This window comes from Massilia sp. Dwa41.01b (assembly GCF_014171775.1).
In the GTDB taxonomy this organism is placed as follows: domain Bacteria; phylum Pseudomonadota; class Gammaproteobacteria; order Burkholderiales; family Burkholderiaceae_D; genus Telluria.
The window spans coordinates 2,153,317-2,175,250 of sequence record NZ_CP050454.1; the positions used below are offsets into that span (position 1 = coordinate 2,153,317).

The 21,934-nt window shown below is 64.1% G+C and carries 13 protein-coding genes; all 13 read left to right on the plus strand.

Annotated elements, in window-relative coordinates; all coding sequences use genetic code 11:
* The first annotated feature begins 240 nt into the window (after positions 1-240).
* The 13 genes from G4G28_RS09865 (at position 241) to G4G28_RS09925 (ending at position 21,826) form a co-directional block, all read left to right on the plus strand.
* A complete protein-coding gene (locus tag G4G28_RS09865; protein WP_183108290.1) occupies positions 241-2,280 on the plus strand; it encodes a type II and III secretion system protein family protein in 2,040 nt (679 codons plus the stop codon).
* A gap of 10 nt (positions 2,281-2,290) precedes the next feature.
* The gene (locus tag G4G28_RS09870; protein WP_182988138.1) at positions 2,291-4,132 is read left to right on the plus strand and encodes an ATPase, T2SS/T4P/T4SS family; all 1,842 of its coding nucleotides are present in this window, start codon (positions 2,291-2,293) and stop codon (positions 4,130-4,132) included.
* Entirely contained in the window at positions 4,129-4,995 is an 867-nt protein-coding gene (locus G4G28_RS09875; RefSeq protein WP_183108291.1) for a type II secretion system F family protein, read from the plus strand. Before G4G28_RS09870 ends, G4G28_RS09875 begins: the two co-directional genes overlap by 4 nt.
* A gap of 7 nt (positions 4,996-5,002) precedes the next feature.
* Positions 5,003-5,935 (plus strand): type II secretion system F family protein, encoded by a 933-nt coding sequence (locus G4G28_RS09880; RefSeq protein WP_182988140.1) that lies wholly within the window; start codon positions 5,003-5,005, stop codon positions 5,933-5,935.
* A gap of 1 nt (position 5,936) precedes the next feature.
* Positions 5,937-6,317: a DUF192 domain-containing protein gene (locus tag G4G28_RS09885; RefSeq protein ID WP_183108292.1), complete on the plus strand. Its 381-nt coding sequence runs from the start codon at positions 5,937-5,939 to the stop codon at positions 6,315-6,317.
* Positions 6,318-6,321: 4 nt separating this feature from the next.
* Positions 6,322-7,206, plus strand: a complete 885-nt coding sequence (locus G4G28_RS09890) for a TadE/TadG family type IV pilus assembly protein (RefSeq protein ID WP_183108293.1) — start codon at positions 6,322-6,324, stop codon at positions 7,204-7,206.
* A 100-nt stretch (positions 7,207-7,306) separates the two neighbouring features.
* Positions 7,307-12,580, plus strand: coding sequence for a DUF6765 family protein (locus G4G28_RS09895; RefSeq protein WP_183108294.1), 5,274 nt, complete (start codon positions 7,307-7,309; stop codon positions 12,578-12,580).
* Entirely contained in the window at positions 12,525-13,583 is a 1,059-nt protein-coding gene (locus G4G28_RS09900) for a right-handed parallel beta-helix repeat-containing protein (RefSeq protein ID WP_182988143.1), read from the plus strand. Before G4G28_RS09895 ends, G4G28_RS09900 begins: the two co-directional genes overlap by 56 nt.
* A 355-nt stretch (positions 13,584-13,938) precedes the next feature.
* Positions 13,939-14,193 carry a hypothetical protein gene (locus G4G28_RS09905; RefSeq protein ID WP_182988144.1) on the plus strand — a complete coding sequence of 85 codons (255 nt, stop codon included), beginning with the start codon at positions 13,939-13,941 and terminating at the stop codon, positions 14,191-14,193.
* Positions 14,194-14,279: 86 nt separating this feature from the next.
* Complete coding sequence (locus tag G4G28_RS09910) at positions 14,280-14,708, plus strand: DUF4019 domain-containing protein (protein WP_182988145.1); 429 nt, start codon at positions 14,280-14,282, stop codon at positions 14,706-14,708.
* Positions 14,709-14,859: 151 nt separating this feature from the next.
* Positions 14,860-20,205: a DUF6765 family protein gene (locus tag G4G28_RS09915; protein WP_183108295.1), complete on the plus strand. Its 5,346-nt coding sequence runs from the start codon at positions 14,860-14,862 to the stop codon at positions 20,203-20,205.
* A 117-nt stretch (positions 20,206-20,322) separates the two neighbouring features.
* A complete protein-coding gene (locus G4G28_RS09920) occupies positions 20,323-20,757 on the plus strand; it encodes a hypothetical protein (protein ID WP_182988147.1) in 435 nt (144 codons plus the stop codon).
* Between the two features lie 49 nt (positions 20,758-20,806).
* A complete protein-coding gene (locus G4G28_RS09925) occupies positions 20,807-21,826 on the plus strand; it encodes a right-handed parallel beta-helix repeat-containing protein (RefSeq protein WP_182988148.1) in 1,020 nt (339 codons plus the stop codon).
* Positions 21,827-21,934: the final 108 nt, after the last annotated feature.

The window sequence follows — 21,934 nt, forward strand, 5'->3', positions numbered from 1 at the left end:
GCCAGCCCGGCATTGTGGGCGCAGACCACCCCGGCGGTGCAAGCGTCCCGGGCACCGCCGCCAAGCCGGGCACCACCTCCGCGCCGGCAGCGAAAACCAGCCCGGCGAGCACGCCCGTCGCAGCGCCGGCCAGCAAGCAGCCTACCGCGTCGGCTACCGCGCCGGCTACCGCGCCGGCCGCTGCCAAGCCGATGCCAGGTCCTTACGTGCCTGAGCCGGCCGCCAGAGGTCACGCCGGTCATGCGCACCGTGAGCACCGCCATGCCGCGCCAGGACGCGAAGCGCAAGGCGCCGCGCGACGCCGTCTACGCCCCGATCCAGAAACCCGACGACGACGGCCAGATCCCGGAAATCCAGATGTTCGTGGGCGAGTCGCGCGTGTTCCCGGCGCCGAATGTCGCCCGTATCGTGGTCGGCAACGGCCAGATCATGTCGGCCACCGCCCTCGACGGCAAGGAAGTCATCATCTTCGGCAACGCCGCCGGCACCACCACCCTGTTCGTGTGGAACGAGGATGGCCGCTACCAGCGCGTCAAGGTCAACATCATGCAGGGCGACATCAGCCGCGTCGCGCGTGAGGTGGCCGCCTTCATGGCCGCCATCCCCAACGCCAAGGTCTCGATCGTCGGCGACAAGGTCATCGTCGAGGGCGACGCCCTGTCCGACGAAGACCGCGACAAGGTCGGCGAGCTGGCCAAGCGTTATCCGCAAATCGTCAACTTCACCAGCGCGGTCGGCTGGGAAAAGATGGTCATGATGGACGTCAAGGTCGTCGAGTTCCCGAAAAGCGAGCTGCGTGAACTGGGCCTGAAATGGACCGCCAACGGCGGCGCCGCCATCGGTGGCGTGTGGGGACCGATCCGTCGCGGCACCGACGGACCCTACCAGATCGGTATTCCGACTGGCGACAACGGCTTGCCGATTACCGACATTCCACCGAACGGCGCTGCGAATCCGAACGGGGGAGGGGGCGTGACGATCCCGCAGTCGCTGAACGTGCTCGGCGCCCTGAATATGGGCCTGTCCGCCAAGCTCAACCTGCTGGCGCAGAACGGTACCGCCAGCGTGCTGGCCGAACCACAACTGTCCGCGCGCAGCGGCGTCAAGGCCAGCTTCCTGGCCGGCGGCGAGTTCCCCTATGCGGTCACGACCATCCAGGGCCCGTCGGTGATGTTCAAGCAGTACGGCATCAAGCTCGACGTCGAGCCGCGCATCGGCCGCGACGGCATCATCCGCGCTGTCATCGATTCCGAGGTCAGCTCGATCGACCAGTCGGTCACGACGGCCGCCGGTCCGGCCTTGCTCACGCGCCGCACCAAAACCGAGTTCAACGCACGCAGCGGCGAAACCATCGTCCTCTCCGGCCTCCTGCAGCGCAATATCAGCAGCGACATCGACAAGGTGCCGGGCCTGGGCAACATCCCGATCCTCGGTGCGCTGTTCCGCTCGAAGCGCTACCAGAACAAGGAAACCGAGCTGGTCGTGTTCGTGACGCCAACCATTGTCGATGCCCATAGCCCGGGCCTGGTGGACCGCGTCAACAAGACCACCGAGCGCCTGTCCGACCGTCTCGACAAGTCGCCTTACCTGAGCGACCCGCTGCAGCCTGGCAAGGATGCGCAGAAGTTCAACCAGGGCCCGGGCGCGGGCGCGACCGTGCCACGCAGCGACAGCAACATGCCGCCGGCTCCGGCCCAGGCACCGGTCGCCGGCGAACCGCCGGTCGCCATGCGCGCAACCGGCGCCGATACCCCGGGCGCCACCGCGCTGCTGGTCCTGCGCGACGGCCTGGTGCTGCGCGCCGAACCGTCCGATGCCAGCGCCGCGCTGCTGGAACTCGGCTACCACGCCGTGGTCGATGCCGGCACGCTGGAAGCGCCGGCGGGTCTGTCCGGCAAGTGGCGCCATGTCGCGGTCGGCCAGGTCAGGGGCTGGGTACGCGCCGACAGCGTGGCCGCCGCCGACCAGCAGGCGGCGCCGCGCGCGGCCGACAGCGGCGCTGTTGCGCGCAAGGCGGCAGGCGGCACGATGCTGGCGCAAGTCGCCAAGCCTGCCGTTGAGGACCGCGCCGCTGCCGACCGCCAGTACCGCGTCGTCCTCGACGGCCTGGCCGTCCACGTGAGCCCGGACATCAATTCGGTCGTCGTCGCCAAGCTCGGCGGCAACCAGCTGGTCAACGGCGCGGCTGCCGCGAAAGGCAGCTGGATGCCGATCGAATCCGGTGCGGTGCGTGGCTGGGTCTCGGCCCAGTGGCTGCAAAACGTCGCCATGGCAAACTAAGGGCAGCACGATGTTACAAGTAGAAATCACCAGCCCGGACGGCTCGCAGCAGCTGGTCCAGGTACCCGATGACAGCGTCATCGGCAAGGCCCGCGAGAACGAGATTCGCCTCAACAGCTGGCGCGTGGGCAAGGAGCATGCGCGCCTGTTCAAGACCCCGGGCGGCGTGCTGCTCGAGGACATGGGCGCCTTCGGCGGCGTCTTCGTCAACGAAAAGCGCATCGAGACCCAGCACGGTCCGCTGGCCGCCAACGACATTATCGGCGTCGGCCCTTATAAACTGCGCGTGATGGAGATCGGCGACGCCGGCGGCGTCGTCCAGGCGGCGTCGCCCACTTCGCGTTCGACCTCGGCCGCCTACCGCAACCAGAACGCCACCGAGGCCCTGCAGGCGGCGCGCGTGGCCACCGAGAAGGCCCAGCACGAGGCACAGTCGGCGCGCGCAGCGGTGCCTGCGCGCCCTGCAGCGGCCGACGCGCCGGCTGATTATCCAATGGTATTGGCCCCGGTCGAGGGCCTGAAGGCGCTCGAATTCGAATGGCGCAAGCGCATCCACACGCACCTGCTGGAAACGATGGACCTGCGCCGCCATGACGTCTCGCGCATGAGCGACACGCAGCTGCGCGCCGAGACCGGTGGGCTGGTACAGGAAATCATCGACCTGCACGACGAGGAAATCCCGCGCGAACTCGACCGCGCCCTGCTGAGCAAGCAGGTGCTCGACGAGGCCGTGGGCCTGGGCCCGCTGGAAGAACTGCTGGCCGACGACAGCATTTCCGAGATCATGGTCAACCGCTTCGACCAGATCTATGTCGAGCGCAAGGGCCGCCTGCAGCGCCACCCGCTGACCTTCACGGGGGACCGCGCGGTGCAGGGCGTGATCGAGCGCATCGTGGCGCCGCTGGGCCGCCGCATCGACGAATCCTCGCCGATGGTCGACGCGCGCCTGAAGGACGGTTCGCGCGTCAACGCCATCATCCCGCCGCTGGCGCTGAAGGGCCCGACGCTCACCATCCGTAAGTTCGCCAAGCGCAAGCTCACCGTGGAAGACCTGGTCGAATTCGACGCGCTCAGCCCGGAGATGGCCGAGTTCCTGCAGATCTGCGTGGAAGCGCGCAAGAACATCATCGTCTCGGGCGGTACCGGTTCCGGTAAAACCACGCTCCTGAACATCCTGTCGAACTTCATTCCGGCGGGCGAGCGCATCATCACCGTGGAAGACGCGGCGGAACTGCAGCTGCACCACGAGCACCTGATCAGCCTGGAGTCGCGCCCGGCCAACGTGGAAGGCAAGGGCGCCGTCCACATCCGCGACCTGGTCAAGAACACGCTGCGTATGCGTCCCGACCGCATCGTCGTCGGCGAGTGCCGCGGCGCCGAGGCGCTCGACATGCTGCAGGCCATGAACACCGGCCACGAGGGTTCGCTGACCACGCTGCACGCGAATACCCCGCGCGACGGCCTGGCACGACTGGAAACGATGGTGCTGATGGCGGGCATGGACCTGCCGCTCGGCGCCATTCGCGAGCAGATCACCTCGGCGGTGGACATGGTGGTGCAGCAGACCCGCTTTGCCTGCGGCTCGCGCAAGGTCACCAGCATCACCGAGCTGAGCGGCATGGAAAGCGGCAAGATCCAGATCCAGGAGCTGTTCAAGTTCGTCAACAAGGGCTATGGCGCGGGCGGCGACCACGGCGGCAACAAGGTGCAGGGTTACTTCACCGGCTGCGGCATGGTACCGACCTTCTACGAAGAGTTGCGCGCCGCCGGGGCCGACCTCGACATGCGCATTTTCGACCCCGTCGATGCCGAGCGCCCGGCTGGCACCCTGACCCAGGATGGACGCGCATGAGCTCGAACAGCAACGAAGTCCTGATCGCCTTTACGGTTGTCATCGCGGTCGCGGCGGCGCTGCTGGCCTGGTTCCTGATCGACATGGGCACCGTGACGCTGGCACGCTACCGCGCCAGCTTTACCGAGCGCGCGCGCTTCCAGGCCCAGGAGTTCTTCCTCTTCATCGACGCCCGCAAGCTGTTCGTGGCCAACCTGGCGATGATGGTGCTGGTGCCGGCCCTGGTCTGGATGATCTCCGGCAAGGCGCTGCTGGTCATCCCGGTCCTGCTGATGATGGGCTTTTTCCCGCGCTTCCTGTACGCCCGCATGCGCGCCAAGCGCATGGAGAAGTTCGAGCACCAGCTGCCGGACGCGCTGATGATGCTCTCGGGCGGCATGCGCGCGGGTGTCGGCCTGTCGGCCGCGATCGCCCAATTGGTGGCGGAAGCGCCGGCGCCCCTGGGGCAGGAGTTCTCCCTGCTGCTGCGCGAGCAGCGCCTTGGGGTGACGCTCGAGCAGAGCCTGAACAACCTGTCGCGCCGCGTGCCGACCCAGACCACGGTGCTGGTCGTCTCCGCCATGCGCATCGCCACCGAGACCGGCGGCGGCCTGGCCGAGACGCTCGAGCGCACCGCGCACACGATCCGTTCGCGCCTGCAAATGGAAGGCAAGATCGCGGCGCTGACGGCGCAGGGCAAGCTGCAGGCATGGGTGGTGGGCCTGCTGCCGGTCGGGCTGATGCTGGTATTGAACAAGATGGAACCCGAAGCGATGTCCTTCCTCTGGGACAGCAGGATCGGCTGGGCCACGCTGGCCGTGCTGACCGTGCTCGAGGCAATGGGCGTGTACGTAATCCGGAAGATCATCGCGATCGACGTGTAAGGAAATCATGGAAAGCATGCTTCTCAAGAATGCCGGCCTGGTCGTGGCCGGATTTGCCGTGGCGGTGGGCCTGTCGGTGGCGCTGGTCGCCTGGCTGGTCTCGCGCGTGCTGGCCGACGTGCCGAAGGAAGACCGTTCCTACAAGGACGAGCCGCCAATGGGTTTCAAGATGTTGTGGTATCCGGTGCACTGGATTTCCCACTTCCTGGGCCCGGTCATCGGCGGCAAGCGCTACCAGACCCTGCTGCTGCAGCTGCGCAAGGCGGGCCTGGAGTACACGATTTCGCCCGAACAGTTCGTGGCCGCGCGCCTCGTCGGCGCGCTGCTGTGCTTCCTGCTGTTCTGGTGGATCTTCGGCTCCTTCGACAAGGCCGACCTGGGCGAGGAGGGTTTCTCGCTGTCGAACTATTTCGAGGTCGGCGCCGTCGGCGCACTGCTGGGCTACCTGTACCCGGCCCTGTGGCTGCGCGACACGCTCGCGCGCCGCCGCAGCGAACTGCTGAAGTCCTTGCCGTTCTACCTCGACATCATCACGCTGTGCGTGGAGGCCGGCCTGAACATGCAGGGCGCCATGATCCAGTCGGTGGAGAAGGGCCCGCGCGGCGTGCTGCGCGATGAAATCCAGCGCGTGCTGCGCGACATCCGCGCCGGCAAGAACCGCGGCGACTCGCTGCGCGCCATGTCCGACCGCCTGAACGAGCCGAACGTCACGAGCTTCACCACCGCCGTGATCCAGGCCGAACTGATGGGCATGAACCTGGGCCCGGTGCTGCGCGCCCAGGCCGACCAGCGCCGTACCGAACGCTTCCTGCGCGCCGAAAAGCTGGCCATGGAAGCGCCGGTGAAGATGCTGTTCCCCCTGATCGCTTTCATTTTTCCGTGCACGTTTATCGTGCTTTTCTTTCCAATCGCCATGAAATTCATGCACGAGGGACTCTAGGATGACAGGTAATCGCGAACGTTCCAAAGAAGAGCCGTTCCGCCTGCAGACGGGCAGCGGAATCCATACGCTCGACATCGCCGTGGCCAACAATTTCTGGCGCCGCCTGCGCGGCCTGATGCTGGCACCGCAGCTGCCCGAAAACGGCGGCTTGCTGATCACGAAATGCGACAGCGTGCACTGCGCCTTCATGCGCCAGGCCATCGATGTCGTGTATCTGGACGGCGAGGGCAGGGTGCTCAAGTGCGTGCCGCACCTGAAGCCGTGGCGCGCCAGCGTCAGCTACAGCGGGCGCGACGAGAACGGCCAGTCGTACGCGCGCGCGCCATACGCTGGAGCTGGCTGCGGGCAGCATCGCGCGGCTGGGTGTGCGCACGGGTGACCGATTGCTGCATTCGAGCCTGGGCTCGGCCGAGGTGGTGCAGGCTGTGCCGGTGACCGCGCGGGCCAGCGCCCAGCGAGGCTCGGCCATGATCGAATTCGTGATCGTTGGGCCTATCCTGACGCTGATCGGCCTGGCGGTACTGCAATACAGCATGCTGTTCTTCGCGAAGAACCAGCTCAACCATGCAGCCTTCATGGCAGCCCGGGCAGGCAGCCTCGGCAATGCTTCGATCACAAAGGTGAAGACCGCCTATATCAAGGCGCTGGTACCCGTGTATGGTGGTGGCACCAACGCCGCCGAGCTGGCCGAATCCCTGGGCAAGGCCACGGCGGACGTGGCGGCTTTTTCCAAGGTCGAACTCATCAATCCGACCAAGGAAAGCTTCATGGACTGGGGCAATAACCCGGCATTGATGGCCAAATACCAGACCAACGGCAAGCGGGTGATCCCAAACAGCGGCCTGGCGTTCAAGGACCACAACGTGGGCGGCAACTCGGGCCAGACCGTCCAGGACGCAAACCTGATCAAGCTGCGCATCATGCACGGCTATGAAATGAAGATTCCGATCGTCAAGACCGTGTTCAAGGCTTGGCTGAAGGCGCGCGATCCGCATACCGATGCCCTGTACACGGCCATGGTGGCGCAGGACAGGATTCCCGTGGTGTCCAATGTGACGCTGCACATGCAGAGTGACGCCATCGAAGGCGATCCGATCAGCGCGCCCGGCGCCGGTAACGGCGGCACCCCGACCAACCCCGGCGACCCGCCGGAAGGCACCGACCCGCCGCCGAACTGCAGCGGCATCGGTTGCAACCCACCGCCGGAGCCGGTCGATCCAGGGACCCCATGCACCGGAGCAGACTGCCCGGTCTGCCCGGCTGGCTGAACCGACTACCCGCAAGATCTGACACGACAATTTGTATAGTGCGCCCGCAGGCCGGGAAGCCTGCGGTTGGCGCTCGCCTGCATTCTTATAAAAGTTATCCATGTCCAAGACGAACGTTTCGAAAGCCACGCGGAAGGCATTGCTGTCCGCTCTATTGCTCACTGGCGGTACGCAGCTCGTGAGTGCCGAGGGGATACCTGGCTTCGGCGATCCGCCTTCCGGCTGCGGCGTCACCATGAGCTGCCCCGGCACGCCAACTCCGCCGATCATCCCGCCTGGCACCACCCCACCGGGCACCCATCCGCCCGGCACCTGCGGTCCGGGCAATGGCGGCGCAACCTGCTCGGCGGCCGGTGCGGCCGTCAACCCCAGCGCCGGCAACGGCGAGATCAACGTCGGCGCCGGTAACCCGATCAACATTATCAACGGCAACAAGTACCAGCGCGAAGTCGACATGGCGCCGCTGCCGGGCGTGCTCGGGCTGGAGATCGTCCGCCACTACAACAGCTCGATGAGCGGGCAGGGTGCCTCCACCAACCTGGTCGGACGTGGCTGGAAGCTGTCCTACGAGACCGACCTGTACGTGGTCGGCCGTACTGTGCAGATCGTGCAGGCCGACGGCAGCCGCATCATCTTCAACCGCGATCCGCGCGACGCGTCGCTCTGCGCCAGCAACAACCCCGCCGACGGCAAGATCGTCACGCGCAAGACCAGCAAGGGCGAAGAGTACGTCTGGCGCTGGACCAATGGCCGCGAACTGAGTTTCGATTCCCGCGGCAAGCTGGTGCAGATCCTGGCGCCGGGCGGCCAGTTCGTCAGCCTGCAGCACGACGCGCGCGGCATGCTGGTGAGCGTGACGGACCCGCAGGGGCGGCGCCTGCAGCTGCAATACCTCGACAAGGCGCAAAGCGCAGACGGGATTTCCTTCCGCGGCGTGCAGAGCATCGTCAGCCCGGTCGGCACCTTCCGCTACCACTACGGCAGCCCGGTGCCGAAGGGCGCCGATGTACCGGCCAAAACGCTGCTGGCGAACCTGGTCAAGGTGGAGATGCCGACGGGTGCGCGCTACTACCACTACGAGAGCCGGGCATTCCCGACCTACCTGACAGGTATCAGCGAACTGGCCGCGAACGAGGCGGGCAAGGTCGCGTGGCAGCGCGTATCGACCTACGGCTACGACGACAACGGCAAGGGCAACCTGAGCGTGAAGGGCTACCCTGCACGTCTGGCGCGTGGTGCCGACGGCAAACCGGTGTCGCCTGCGCGCCTGGTCGAAGGCACCGGCGTGCAGCAGATCACGCTCGAGCACGGCGCCGGCATGACGACGCTCACGAACAGCCTTGGCCAGAAAACCGTCTATCGCCACGCTATCATCGGCGGCCAGTATCGCCTGCTCGAAGCGATCGGCGCCGGCTGCGTGACCTGTGGCGAGTCGAATGTGCGTTATGGCTATGATGCGGACGGGCGCCTGGTCGCGACCACGAAGCTCGACGTGAAGGGCGTTCCGCTGTCGACCGAAAGCACGCGCTACGACGCACAAGGGCGTCCAAGCATGGTGGTGAACTATGCTTACGCGAACGGCAAGGCGCTTGCCGGCAAATTGAAAATGCGCCTCGAGTACGCGGGCGACAGCGAGTCGCCGGCGCGCATCATCCGGCCTAGCGTGGTCCCGGGAAAAGAAGTCGTGACCGAGATCGCCTACGTGGAAGCGGGCGCTGCGCAGGGCATGCCCGCATCGATCAGTGAGCGCGGCTTCCTGCCGACCTATGAAGGCACGGGCGTTGCCGGCGTCATCGAACGCCGCATCGGCTATCGCTACGACGGCTACGGCCAGCGCGTCGAGGTCGACGGGCCCTTGCCGAACGCAGCCGGCAAGGCCGATCCCTCGAACAGCGACATCAGCCGCACCGTGTATGACGCCCGCACCAAGATGCCGCTGCGCACGGTCGCGCCAGGCAATGTCGTTACCGAGTTCCTGGAGCGCGACACTGCGCTGCGCCTGACCGCAACCCGCACCGTTGACGCGGCCGGCAGTCAGACCGTCTCCATCCGCCACAACTGGCGCGGCCAGCCCGAAGAGGTGCGCATCGACAGCGCGCTGGCCGACGGCAGCGGCGCACAGTCGCGCACCATCCGCTACAGCTACGGCCCGAACGGTCGCCTGCTCAGCGTGACCCAGCCGGGCAATCTCATCAGCCGGTTTATCTACGACGTTGCCGGCCGCATCACGCACCGCATCCTCCCCGACGGCAGCAAGCTGGTCGCCGCGGTGGACACCGAAGGCCGCCAGCAGGAAGCAGCCACCTACACTGCCCAGGACCAGCTAACTGGCCGGGCGCAATTCGACTTCAACGCAGGCAACCGCGTCGCCGCGACTGGCGACGGGCTGGGCGCCCAGGGAAGCGTTTCCTATACCGACGCCGGCCAGGTCGCTCGGCTGACCAATGCCCTCGGGATCGGTACACAATTCGACTACGACGCCTATGGCCAGCTGACCAGCGCGACCATCGCCGCGGGCACCGCCGACGCCAGCACCATCGGCTTTGCCTACGATGTGAACGGCAAGCAGATCAAGGTAACGGACGCCAAAGGCGTGACCACCCTGCGCCGGTATGACGACTTCGGCCGCAAGATGTTCGAGGTCAACGGCGACCGTGGCATCGACCTGTTTTACTACGACCCCGCAGGGCGCCTGATCGTGCGTTCGGACGGCCGCGGTACGACCACGCGTTTCACCTACGACCTGCAGGGACACATGCTGAGCGCCGGCTCGGACAAGATCGCCGGCCTGATGCAGTACCGCTACCTGGGCCGCAGGCTGATGGAAGTCCTGGCCACGCCCGACGGCAAGGCCGAGCATGCAACGGAGCGCACCCTGTTCCGCTATGACGCCGTCGGCCAGGTTCTCGAGGAGCGCCGCATCATGGCGCGTGTTGACGCAGCCCCGGGCCAGGCGCCGCTGGAGTTCGTCACCGCCAGCGAATACGACGAAGCGGGACGCCTGCTGCGCCAGACGCTGCCGGACGGCCACAGCCTGGCCTATCGCTATGCGACGAACGGCGGCCAGCTGGAAGCCGTGTTGTTCGACGACGAAGCACTCGTCACCGACATCCAGCAGAGCGTGGCCGGCGGCTTGACGGGTTACACGCATGCGAACGGCGTGCAGCAACGCATCGCACTCGACGCGCGTGGACGCATGACCGAACTTGCAGCCGTTGGCCGCGCCACGGGCGAAACCAGCTGGTGGACGCGCGTGATGGCCTGGTTCGGCAAGGAAGCAGCGGCGCCGCGGGTGCTGTACAGCCAGGCCAATCGCTATGATGCGGCGGACCGCCTTACGGCGATAATGCGCCAGCTCGGTGCGACCGGACCGCGTGCTGCGCAGACCCTTGCCGAGAACTACGGCTATGACGCACGCGACCAGTTGACCACCGTCGCAGACGGACACGGCGCCACCCTGAGGTACACCTATGACAAGGGCGGCAATCGCACTGCGGAGCAGGGCGGTCCGGTGCTGACCCAGGTGAACGCCGGCAAAGCTGGCCAGGCACCCGCCACACGTACCTACCTGTACGCGGAGGGCAGCAACCGCCTCCTGGGCACGGCACGCGCGGCGGACGGCGCGGGTGGCCAGGTCGCGGAAACCGGCCTGTTCTACCGCCCCGGCGGCGTACCGATGGCGCGGATCGGCTTCATGCCGACGCTGGGCCAGCCCGGCATCGTGCAGGGACGCAGCAACCGCATCGAATACAACGCTGCGCGCAGGCCGATCGCGGTCTATGGCCCTGATGGCAAACTGGTCGCCGCTTATCGCTACAACGCGAATGGCGAGCGGTCCGCAAAGACGGTGTACGCGGCCTCCGCGTCGGCACCCGGCTTTGTGCGCACTTCAGCCGTCGCAAGCCCAAAGGGCCTTACCACCTACAGTCTCTATCGCGACCAGCGCCTTGCCGCCGAAGCGGACAGCGAAGGCCACATCCGTACTCACTACATCTACTTGCACGGCAAGCCGCTCGCCAAGATCGAGATGTCGCCAGACGTCGGTTGGCTGCATAGTCTGCGCAAGTCGCTGTTCGGCGGCCAGGACAGTGTCGCCCATGTCTATGCCATTCATACCGACCACCTCGGCACGCCGCAGGCAGTCAGCAACAGTGCCCAGCAGATCGTCTGGCAGGCCAGCACCACGGCATTCGGCAAGGCGCAGATCCTGCACGCGGCTCTGTCGGCTGGCAGCGGCAATGTTTTCGAGATGAACCTGCGCATGCCGGGGCAGGTGTATGACGCGGAGACGGGGCTGTCGCAGAACTATCTCCGCGATTACGATCCGGAGCTGGGGCGATATACGACCCCTGATCCGCTGGGGCTCGAGGGTGGCATCAATCCGTACGTGTACGTTGGGTCAAATCCGCTTACCCGGATCGATCCGCTGGGCTTGTATCAGAGCGACATTCACTATTACATGACGATGTTTCTGGGGATTGCTGCAGGATTGACACCGGAGGAGGCGCGGATCGTGGCCCTGGCAGCGCAATTTGTCGACGATAATGAAGACACCGAGCCGATGAACCTCGACCATTTCCTGAGCGACGATCACCGTACCAGATTGCTGACCTATCACTTCACAGCAGTGGAATCGCATGTAGACCCCGCTACCGGGAAGCTCGATGGGCAATTGGGACATTACGGCGATCCGCCGGATAGCCCGGCGTATATCAATATTCCTCTTAACGCACAATTAAATCGTCTCGAAAATGCTGCGGAACTTAGTCAGTTCGACGAAAAAGTCGCGTGCAAACGCGGTGCTAGGTTGCAACTGATGGGAGAGTTTTTGCATTCTTTCGCCGATAGCTTTGCACACCGCGACTCAAACAATATGCCATTTCCGCTGGAAGTAGGGATTGGACACGGCGGGTACGGTAGTAATCCGGACTATACCTATGACCACTACTCACTTGGTGGGCCTGGAGGATTTAATTGGGACTCCAATGAGGCGCGCACTTTGCAAATGGAAAGAGAGATGTATGTCCGGATGAAGAACATCGGTGGTACAGGAGCCGCGAAGACATTGTTTGACGCGGATTTCGAGTCGTTTTTAAAAGAGTTTAACGACATTCATGAACATGAAGGTGCCTTTGGTAACGGTTATAACAAGTTAAATCCAGCCGAAAGCGATAAAATTCAGTTACTTCAGTCTAAGTTGAATGAATGGGGCGTTACAGAGGTGAATTGGACCAATCCTGGTGCGCCTTACAAAGGGGTATATTCAAAGACCGACGGCTTGGCTAATCGGAACAAGTATTTGTGCGACGCGAATGGGCATGCTTTGGATCAAAAATTGTACCAAGGCACGATCCTGCCGACTTGCAACCCTTGATGCTTTTGCACCGGTTAATACATTTTTGAGTGAGAAGATGAAGCCTACAGGGACGAATAAGTTGGGGAGGGCATTGCGAATGTTGTTTGTGTTGGCTTTTGCAAACCCCGAGGCAATTGCTGGAGCTTCTGATTGCGTATCCCTACCGATCTACAACGGGCATCCGCAAGAGGTGAGGGGATATGTCAAAGCGATTGGAGAATACTGTCTTCGGCAAGATATTAATGCGGTTAAGCGATTCGACGTGCACTCCGGAACGTTCAAGGCATTTGATGGCGAAGGATTGATCAGCATCTCGCAGTCGCCCGAAGGCAATATGGAGGCAACAGGTGGAGCTATCAATTATCGCATTGAATTAGGTGGGCATCGGCTAACTGCGGAAGCTGAGGAAATGGTCGGTATCGAAAATCGCTCGGGTAGGGTAGGCGTGGCGGTCCGGAACGGCTTCATTGCCGTTCCTGGCAATACCAAGGCTAATCGCGGTATTTCATTTCGCGCAGATAGCACGCCGCTTAATCTTGGAAAGCGTCAATGTCCCATTGGTATCATCAAGTGCGAAGATATACCATCGTCTCAGACGGTCGATGGGCGCAGTCCTACCTATGGCGAAACCAACTATGTGATAGAAAAGATGGTGATCCACGCGGGTTGGCGTGGTGTGGATGTCGGTGGGCGTAACAATGTCCTCCGAGACAGTGTGATCGAAGTCGCCGGCAGGGTGGCTGTGTTCCAGTTTGGGCCAAATGCGGTTATCGAAAATAACACGTTTGTCGTGCATGGCAAGGGTGAAACTGGTGCTTTTGACGCAGTGCTGAAGTTGCGGGATGCGCATGGCGCTGTCGTACGCAACAACACTTTCATCTTTAAAGGAGGTCTCTTCACCCGCGCACCGGCGGCAATCAACTTGCTCGACTCAAAAGACGTGCGCATTGAAGGCAACACGTTCAAGGGTTTCGACCAGAAAGTGCGTGCCAACGGTGACTCGACCTACACCCTGAAATGATGCCCTCTTACAGGCAGCGACGACAACGACAACCAGCTTACAGAAAAAGATCACAAGGTCATATCTCCAGCATCTGCCTGCCTATGATGAAGATCTGTAGTTTTGTAGTGTTCTCGCTGTTGTGCAGTATCTTGCCTTACTCTCACGCGCAAAACACCTGCCGGCCGATAGAGAGGACGGATCTAGAGCAGATCGAGTTCGTTTTGGCTAAAGATATTCTGATACCTGGCACTTACTGCCTCACGGATAATATCGTCAGTCCACGGATTTATATATCCATGGAGAAAGATTCGGCACACGTATCGCATTGATAAACGTAGGTGCGTCCAATGTTGCGCTCGATCTTGCAGGTCGCATGCTTTCAGCAGACGCTGGAGGGCTAAAAGGAGGCGATGAGCCGCAGGCCGCGCTGTACGTGGAAGACGGCCGCGATGCGGTCATTCGCAACAACCGCTTCGTCATCAAGGGCGCAACGAACAATGCAGTCGCGATGATGTTCAAGAATTCCGCAGGTGTTGTCCTGGAAGGCAATACCATCGAGGGCAAGGCCGGTTTGTATCGAAAGCTGGACGAGAAAAGCACGGTCGATGTCAGGCCGGCTAAGCAGTGACAGGAATGTTCAATAGCAGCCGTGGTACTGGCAGTCGTGCGGTGTCCGGGGAGTCGCGCCGCGGCATCGTCCATTTGAAAGAACACATGAAAAAGCTGCTTGCCCTTGTCTGGATGCTCGTGCTCCTGGTCTCAACCGCCACTGCTGCACCAGACCACGCCGAGGACGTCGCCAGGGCCCAGCAGGCCGCGCTGGACTGGCTGCGCCTGCTCGATGCCGGGCGTTACGGCGAGAGCTGGGATGCGGCGTCCAGTTATTGGAAAGCCGATTACACGCGCGAGCACACGGCGCGGGTATTGCAGGAACTGCGCGCACCGCTCGGACGACTCGCGTCGCGCAAGATTCGAAGGTCGGAATTCCTGGTGGTGCCGGACGGTGACTGCGTCCACATCGTTTTCGACTCCGTATTCGCCAACAAGCCCGAGCACGCGGAAACGCTCGACATGCAGCGAGAGACGAGCGGTGAATGGAAGGTGTCCCTATGGGGGCAGCGCGCACGGTATCGCGACGACTGACGTCGCCCTGGAATCACAAGCGGTTTGGGAAGCAAGGTAACAAGTAGTCCAGAAGCGGACATCGGCTGAGCGAATGTCCGATAAAAGGGGAGGGCGTGCACTGTGCCGGCATGCCCACAAGCGCAACGCATGAGTTTTTAAGAAAAAGATTATGTCGACAACCACTTCAATCAAAGCCCTGGTTCACACGGCGCTGTCCGCATTATTGTTCTCCGGCGGCGCCGAGCTTGCGCACGCCGGCATCCCGGGCATCGACCCGCCTTCCGGCTGCGGCGTCAACATGAGCTGCGTACCCGGCACGCCGACGCCACCGTTCACGCCGCCGGGCACAACGCCGCCCGGCACCCATCCACCCGGCACCTGCGGACCCGGCAACAGCGGCTCCCCCTGTGCCGCACCGGGCCCGGCAACGAACCCCGGCAGTGGCAACGGCGAAATCAACGTCGGCGCCGGTAATCCGATCAACATCATCACCGGCAACAAGTACCAGCGCGAAGTCGACATGGCGCCGCTGCCGGGCGTGCTTGGGCTGGAAATCGTCCGCCACTACAACAGTTCGATCAGCGGTCCCGGCGCCTCCACGAACCTGCTGGGGCGCGGCTGGAAACTGTCCTACGAGACCGACCTGTACGTTGTCGGCCGCACCGTGCAGATCGTGCAGGCGGACGGCAGCCGCATCATTTTCAACCGCGACGCGCGCGATCCATCCCTCTGCGCCAGCACCAATCCATCCGACGGCAAGGTCGTCGTACGCAAGACACCCAAGGGCGAAGAATACGTCTGGCACTGGACCAATGGACGCGAACTGAGTTTCGACAGCCGCGGCAAACTGGTGCAGATCCTGGCGCCGGGCGGCCAGTTCGTCAGCCTGCAGCACGACGCGCGCGGCATGCTGGTGAGCGTGACCGATCCGCAGGGGCGCCGGCTGCAGCTGCAATACCTCGACAAGGCACAGAGCCAGGCCGGTAACGCCTTCCGCGGCGTGCAGAGCATCGTCAGCCCGGTCGGCACTTTCCACTATCGCTACGGCAGCCCACTGCCCAAAGGCGCCGAGGTATCGGCCAACACGCTACTGGCCAACCTGGTCAAAGTGGACATGCCGACCGGCGCGCGCTATTACCACTACGAAAATGCGAAGTTCCCGACCTACCTGACCGGCATCAGCGAACTGGCGACGAATGCCCGCGGCAAGGCCGACTGGCAGCGCGTGTCGACCTACGGCTATGACGACAACGGTAAAGGCAACCTGAGCGTGAAAGGCTATCCGGCGCGCCTGGCACGCGGAGCCGACGGCAAGGTCCTGCAACCTGCGCGCCTGGCCGAAGGCACCGGCGTGCAGCAGATCACGCTCGAGCACGGTGCCGGCAGCACCACGCTAACCAACAGTCTGGGGCAAAAGACCGTCTACCGCTATGCGATCATCGGCGGCCAGTACCGCCTGCTCGAGGCGCTCGGTGCCGGCTGCGCCACCTGTGGCGAGACCAATGTGCGCTACGGCTACGACGCCGAAGGCCGCGTGACGGCAAGCATGATGCTCGACGAAAAGGGCACAGTACTGTCGGCAGAGGGCACGCAGTACGACGCCCAGGGGCGTGCGCGCCAGCTGATCAGCTATTCTTTTGTGAATGGCAGATCGTTGCCGGGCAAGGTGAAGATGCGTTACGAATACGAGGGCGACAAGCCCTGGCCGGCGCGCATCGTCCGTCCGAGCGTGGTGCCGGGCAAGGAGTACGTCACCACGATCAAGTATGCCGACAGCGCCGTGCTGGCCGGGCTGCCTACCGAGATCAGCGAAGAGGGCCATATGCCTACGCTGGAGGGCAACGCCTCGGCCGGCACCATCGCGCGGACGCTGCGCTACCGCTATGACGGCTACGGCCAGCGTGTCGAGATCGACGGCCCGCTGGCGAACGCGGCGACCAACCCCGGTCCGCTCAACAGCGACATTACCCGCACGCGTTTTGACGCGCGCACCAAGCTGGCGCTGCGCACGGAGGCGCCCGGCGGCCCCGTCACCGAAGTACTGGAGCGCGACGCCGCGCTGCGCCCCACCGTTACGCGTTTCACCGATCCGTCGGGCGTGCAGATGGTGCGCGTGCGCTACAACTGGCGCGGCCAGCCCGAAGAGATGCGCGTGGAAGGCACACCTGCGGACGGCGGGCCAGTCCTGTCGCAGACGATGCGCTACACCTACGACCTGAACGGCCGGTTAATAGAAGCGACGCTGCCGGGTGAACTGAGCAGCCGTTTCACCTATGACGCCGCCGGACGCATGACGCGCAAGCTGCTGCCGGACGGCAGCGCTGTCGAGGCCGCATACAACAGCGAAGGGCGGCGCATCCTTGCCGCCGTACGCCGCGCCGATGGCGAGCGGGCAGGCCTCACCCACTATCGCCTCGACGAGCATGGGCGCGTCGCCGGCATGGAGGATGGCCTTGGCGTCGTTGCGAACGCAAGCTTCACGTCGGCCGGAACGGTGGCGGAGATCACCAATCCCCTCGGCGTTGCCACGCGCTTCAGCTACGACGAGAACGGCATGCTGACCGGCCGCACCGACGCGGCCGGCACGCCCAACGCCGCATCGATCAACTACGTTTATGACGCCCGCGGCCGCCGTGTCCAGCTGACCGACCCCAACGGCGTGAAAACGCTGCGCCGCTACGACGATTTCGGCCGCCCGATGCTGGAAACGAATCCCGACCGCGGCGTGACGCTGTATCTGCACGACGCGGCCGGCCGGATGCTGGTGCGTTCGGATGCGCGCGGACACGACACCCGCTACCGCTACGACGTGCAGGGCCACGTGATTGCCGTCGGCACCACCGCGGTGCCGGAACTGACCCGCTACCGCTATGTCGGACGCCGCCTGGTCGAGATCGTTGCGACGCCGGACGGCAAACCCGAACACGCCACCGAACGCACCAGCTACCGCTACGACGCCTTCGGCCAGGTGCTGGAAGAAAATCGCTGGTTCGCGAAAGCCGACGTCAAGAACGACACCGTGGGCCTGCGCTTCGTGACCACCAGCACCTACGACGAGGCTGGCCGCCTGAGCACCCAGGTGCTGCCGGACGGCCACGTGCTGCGCTACCGCTACGGCGACAAGAACGGCATGCTGAAAGCCATGTACTTCGATGACGAACCGGTGGTGGCGAACATCGCGCGCGGCCCGACCGGGATCACGGCTTTCGAGTCGGGCAATGGTGTGCGCCAGACGATCGAGCGCGACGCGGGCGGGCGCATCACCGCGGTGCGCGCGATCGGCACGGCCGTCGCTGCTGAAGGCTGGATGGCGAAGGCGCGCACCTGGTTCGGTGGCAGCAGCAAGCAGGAGGCGCGCGCGATCTACGCGCAGGAGAACCGCTACGACCGTGCCGGCCGCCTGGTGCAGATCGGCCGCCAGCTGGGCCAGGCCGGCGCGCTGCCGGCGCGCAGCGTGGCGGAACACTACGGCTACGACGCCCTCGACCGCCTGACGGATGTGGGCACGGGCGATGCGCCTTCTGCCCGCTATGCCTACGACAAGGGCGGCAACCGTATCGAAGAGTGGCACGCGTCGGCCGTGAGCCGTGTTGCCTCCAGCGGGGCGTCCGTTGGCGACGCGGGCGGCACGCGTGCCTACCTGTACGCACCCGGTACCAACCGCCTGGTCGGCCTGACCCGCCCGCTGGCCGACAGCGGAACCGGCTCCCTGCACGAACGCCTGGACAAGGGTACGGCCAACCTGTTCGAGAGCGCCTGGTTGTACCGTGCCGGCGGCGCACCATTCGCCCGCATCGGTTTCACCGCCTCTGGCCTGACGAACGCCGCGGCGCAATCCCAGCCCGCCAGCCGCCGCATCGCCTACGATATCGCCAACCGTCCGATGGCGGTCTACGATGGCGCCGACCGCCTGGTGGCGGCCTATGCCTACAATGTGCAGGGCGAGCGCTTTGCCAAGACCGTGTATCCCGCGGCCCAGCCTGCAGGGATCGTGCGCACGGCCCTGCCTGCGCAGGCCAGGGGCACGACCACGTACAGCCTGTACCGCGACCAGCGCCTGGCGGCCGAAGCCGACGGCGAGGGCCACATCGTCGCCCACTATCTTTACCTGGACGGCAAGCCGGTGGCCAGGGTGGACATGCGCCAGGAGACGGGTGTGTTCAGCCGGCTCTGGCAGCGTATCCGCGCGCTTGGCGCATCGCGTGGCCAGCAGCCATCGGCCTCGGGCAGCGCCGCCGCGATCTATGCCATCCACACCGACCACCTGGGCACGCCGCAGGCGGTGACGGACGCGGGCCAGGACATCGTCTGGCAAGGCAAGGTGACTCCTTTCGGCCAGGCGACGGTGGTTCACGCCAGCATGAACGCCGCGAACGGCAAGGCTTTCGAGATGAAGCTGCGCCTGCCGGGGCAGGTGTTCGACGCCGAGACCGGCCTGAATCAGAACTACTTCCGCGACTACGACCCGGCGTTGGGGCGCTATACGACGCCGGACCCGATGGGACTGGCCGGCGGCATCAACCCGTTCGCGTATGCGGAAGGGAACCCGCTTGGCAATACCGATCCGCTGGGCCTGTATTCGATCGAAGTCCACTATTACATGACCTTCTTCCTGGCACGGGTGGCCGGCATCGACTTCGACACGGCGCTGACGATCGCGCAGGCCACGCAGCATATCGACGAAGACCCCGACACCTGGCCGATGGACGAGAATGCGCCCATCCAGAGCAATAATCCGCTGACCAGCGATGCGCGCAACCGCCTGCAGAAGTACCACTTCACGACCTCCAGCCCGGATTGGCTCAACCCCTTCGACTACGATCCGCCGCGCACGCTTGCCGAGAAAGCCTTCCTGCTTGCCACCGGCATGGACCTGGACAGCTATATCAAGCGGCGTTACGAGAACCCGAGCAATCCGCAGTTGACAAGGTTGATGAATGCCTCGAACCGGGCACCGACGGCCTGTGCGAAAGCGCAGTTCTTCGGGGAGTACCTGCACGCTTTCGAGGACACGTTTGCTCACCGCACGCAGGACAATTCACCGATCCGGCTGAATTTGAATACCGGCCACTTGTGGTGGGGCCACAGTCCGGACCTGACCTACAATCATACGGTGATCATTCCGGAGAATCCGGCCTTCATCAGGGAGATCGGCATCTGGGACCAGAATGAAGCGCGCACCTACACGATGGAAAAGGAAGTGTTCGCCAAGATGCAGCAGTTCGGGGGCGGCAGCGCCACGAACGCCGCGACCGGACAGCCGATCAAGTTCGGCGACCTCACCGACTTCCTGCGCAACTGGAATCAGATCCACGACGACGGAAATAAAATCAGTGCCCTGCGTGCCCAGCTCAGCAGTTTCGGTCTCGGCACGATCCCGGACTTCGATAACACCTGCGCGACGGCCAAGCGCCGCAACTATCTCGGCGGCTTGAACCAGTCCACGTATGACGGCACGATTCTGCCGACGGGCACGGCGACCGATGCCCAGCTCGCCCAGGCCTGCGGAGGATAATCGGGGCCACGAAGAGCGGCGCGCATACGATGCATGATCGGTAACGCGCGCTGCTTACTGGCGCGGCGGTGCCCCGGCACTGCCACGCTCCAATACAATCACATACAAGGGCAAACAATGAAAACACGCTTCCCGTTCCTGCTTGGCGCCACCCTGGTGCACCTGACGTGCGGTGCGAGCGCCACCGTTCCTTTTCCGCCGATCGAGGAAGGGGAGTGGACAATCGGCGTCAATGCCGTCTTTGCAAACGGTGAGAAGACCGCGGTGCCGGAAAAACCTGCAGGCTGCATGCATCCGATCCGCAATATGCAGAAGGAACTCGGCAAATTGGAGGAAAAGGGATGTCGCGTCCATATGGGCGCCGGCACCAGCGAACTCGTGCGCTACGCTATCGCCTGCCCCACGGCCAGCGGCGAGCAACGCATGGACATTAGCTTGACGGTGCCGGACAGTCGCAGCTTTCGCCAGGTAATCAAGAGCGAACAGGGTAGCAGCGAATTGACCGGCCGCTGGGTAGGACAGTGCCAGAGCAGAACCGACGAGCCGCGGTGAGCGAGCGGATGCGCTCTGCACACGTTTGTTATGATGAGGGACAGGTTCGATGAAGTCATTTGACCCGCTCACCGAGCGGTATCGCCGCCTCCCGGCAGGCGCGTGCTTCGCATTCGGGCTTTTGCGTCAGTTGTTCTTCGCCGCCTGCCTGGGCGGCGCGGCAATGCCGGCCAGTGCCCAGGCGGCACCCGCACCGGCGCAAGCATGCCTGCCTCTGGTCAATCCCCGTGGCTGGTCCGTCACCGTTTTCGAGCCCGGCAATTATTGCCTCGGCCACGACCTGAAACAGGTGCCGCGTACCGGCTGGCTTCGGCTTCCGCATGCGACGATTCCACACGAAGCCATGATCTTCGTCGGCCCCGGCAACGTCACCATCGATATGGCCGGCCATAGCGCCGTGGCGGCGATCGACTACGGCAAAGGAATGACGCATCTCGGTGGTACGACGCGCACCGATGGCGCGCCACGTGCTCCACGGGAAGTGGCCCGTGCGATCACGCTGCGCAACGGCAGCATCCGGACAACCGTGCAGGCGGCGGTCGTCATGGCGCACCGGTGGAATGGCGAGAACCTGCGCTTGTCCAACAGGCCGATGGGCGCGAGTTTCCTGGTCGGGGCAGAACTGAGCGATGCGCACGGCGACCTGACGCGCTACCAGAATACAGATTACGTTCTCGAAGACCTGACGCTGACGTCCGACCAGATCGTGGTGCTCATGCAGGGAAAGCGCAACATCATCCGCCGCTGCAGGATCATCGGCGGCAACGGGGCGCTGAACCTGTTCGGCCCTGACCTGGTATTCGAAAACAACGAGATCGTCATGACGGCGCGCAGCCCGGCGCAAGCGGGCGGCGAGCCCCAGGTGGCCTTGTATGTCGAGGACGGCCGGAATGCGCGTATCCGCAACAACCGCTTCGTGATCAAAGGGCAGCCGGACGGGGCGGTGGCGATGGCATTCAAGAACTCGGCGGGGGTGGTTTTGGAGGGCAATACGGTCGAGGGCAAGGCCGGCCTGTACCGGACCGTCGACGAAAAGAGCACAGTCCAAGTCAGGGCGGTAACGCAATGATGCGAAGTACGGCGCGCATGACGACCGTGGCGATTGCAGACGGCTGTTTTTCTATTCCGGCGAACAGATCGTCTTTGAAGTGCTTGCCGTTTGGCGCGGTTCCACCAG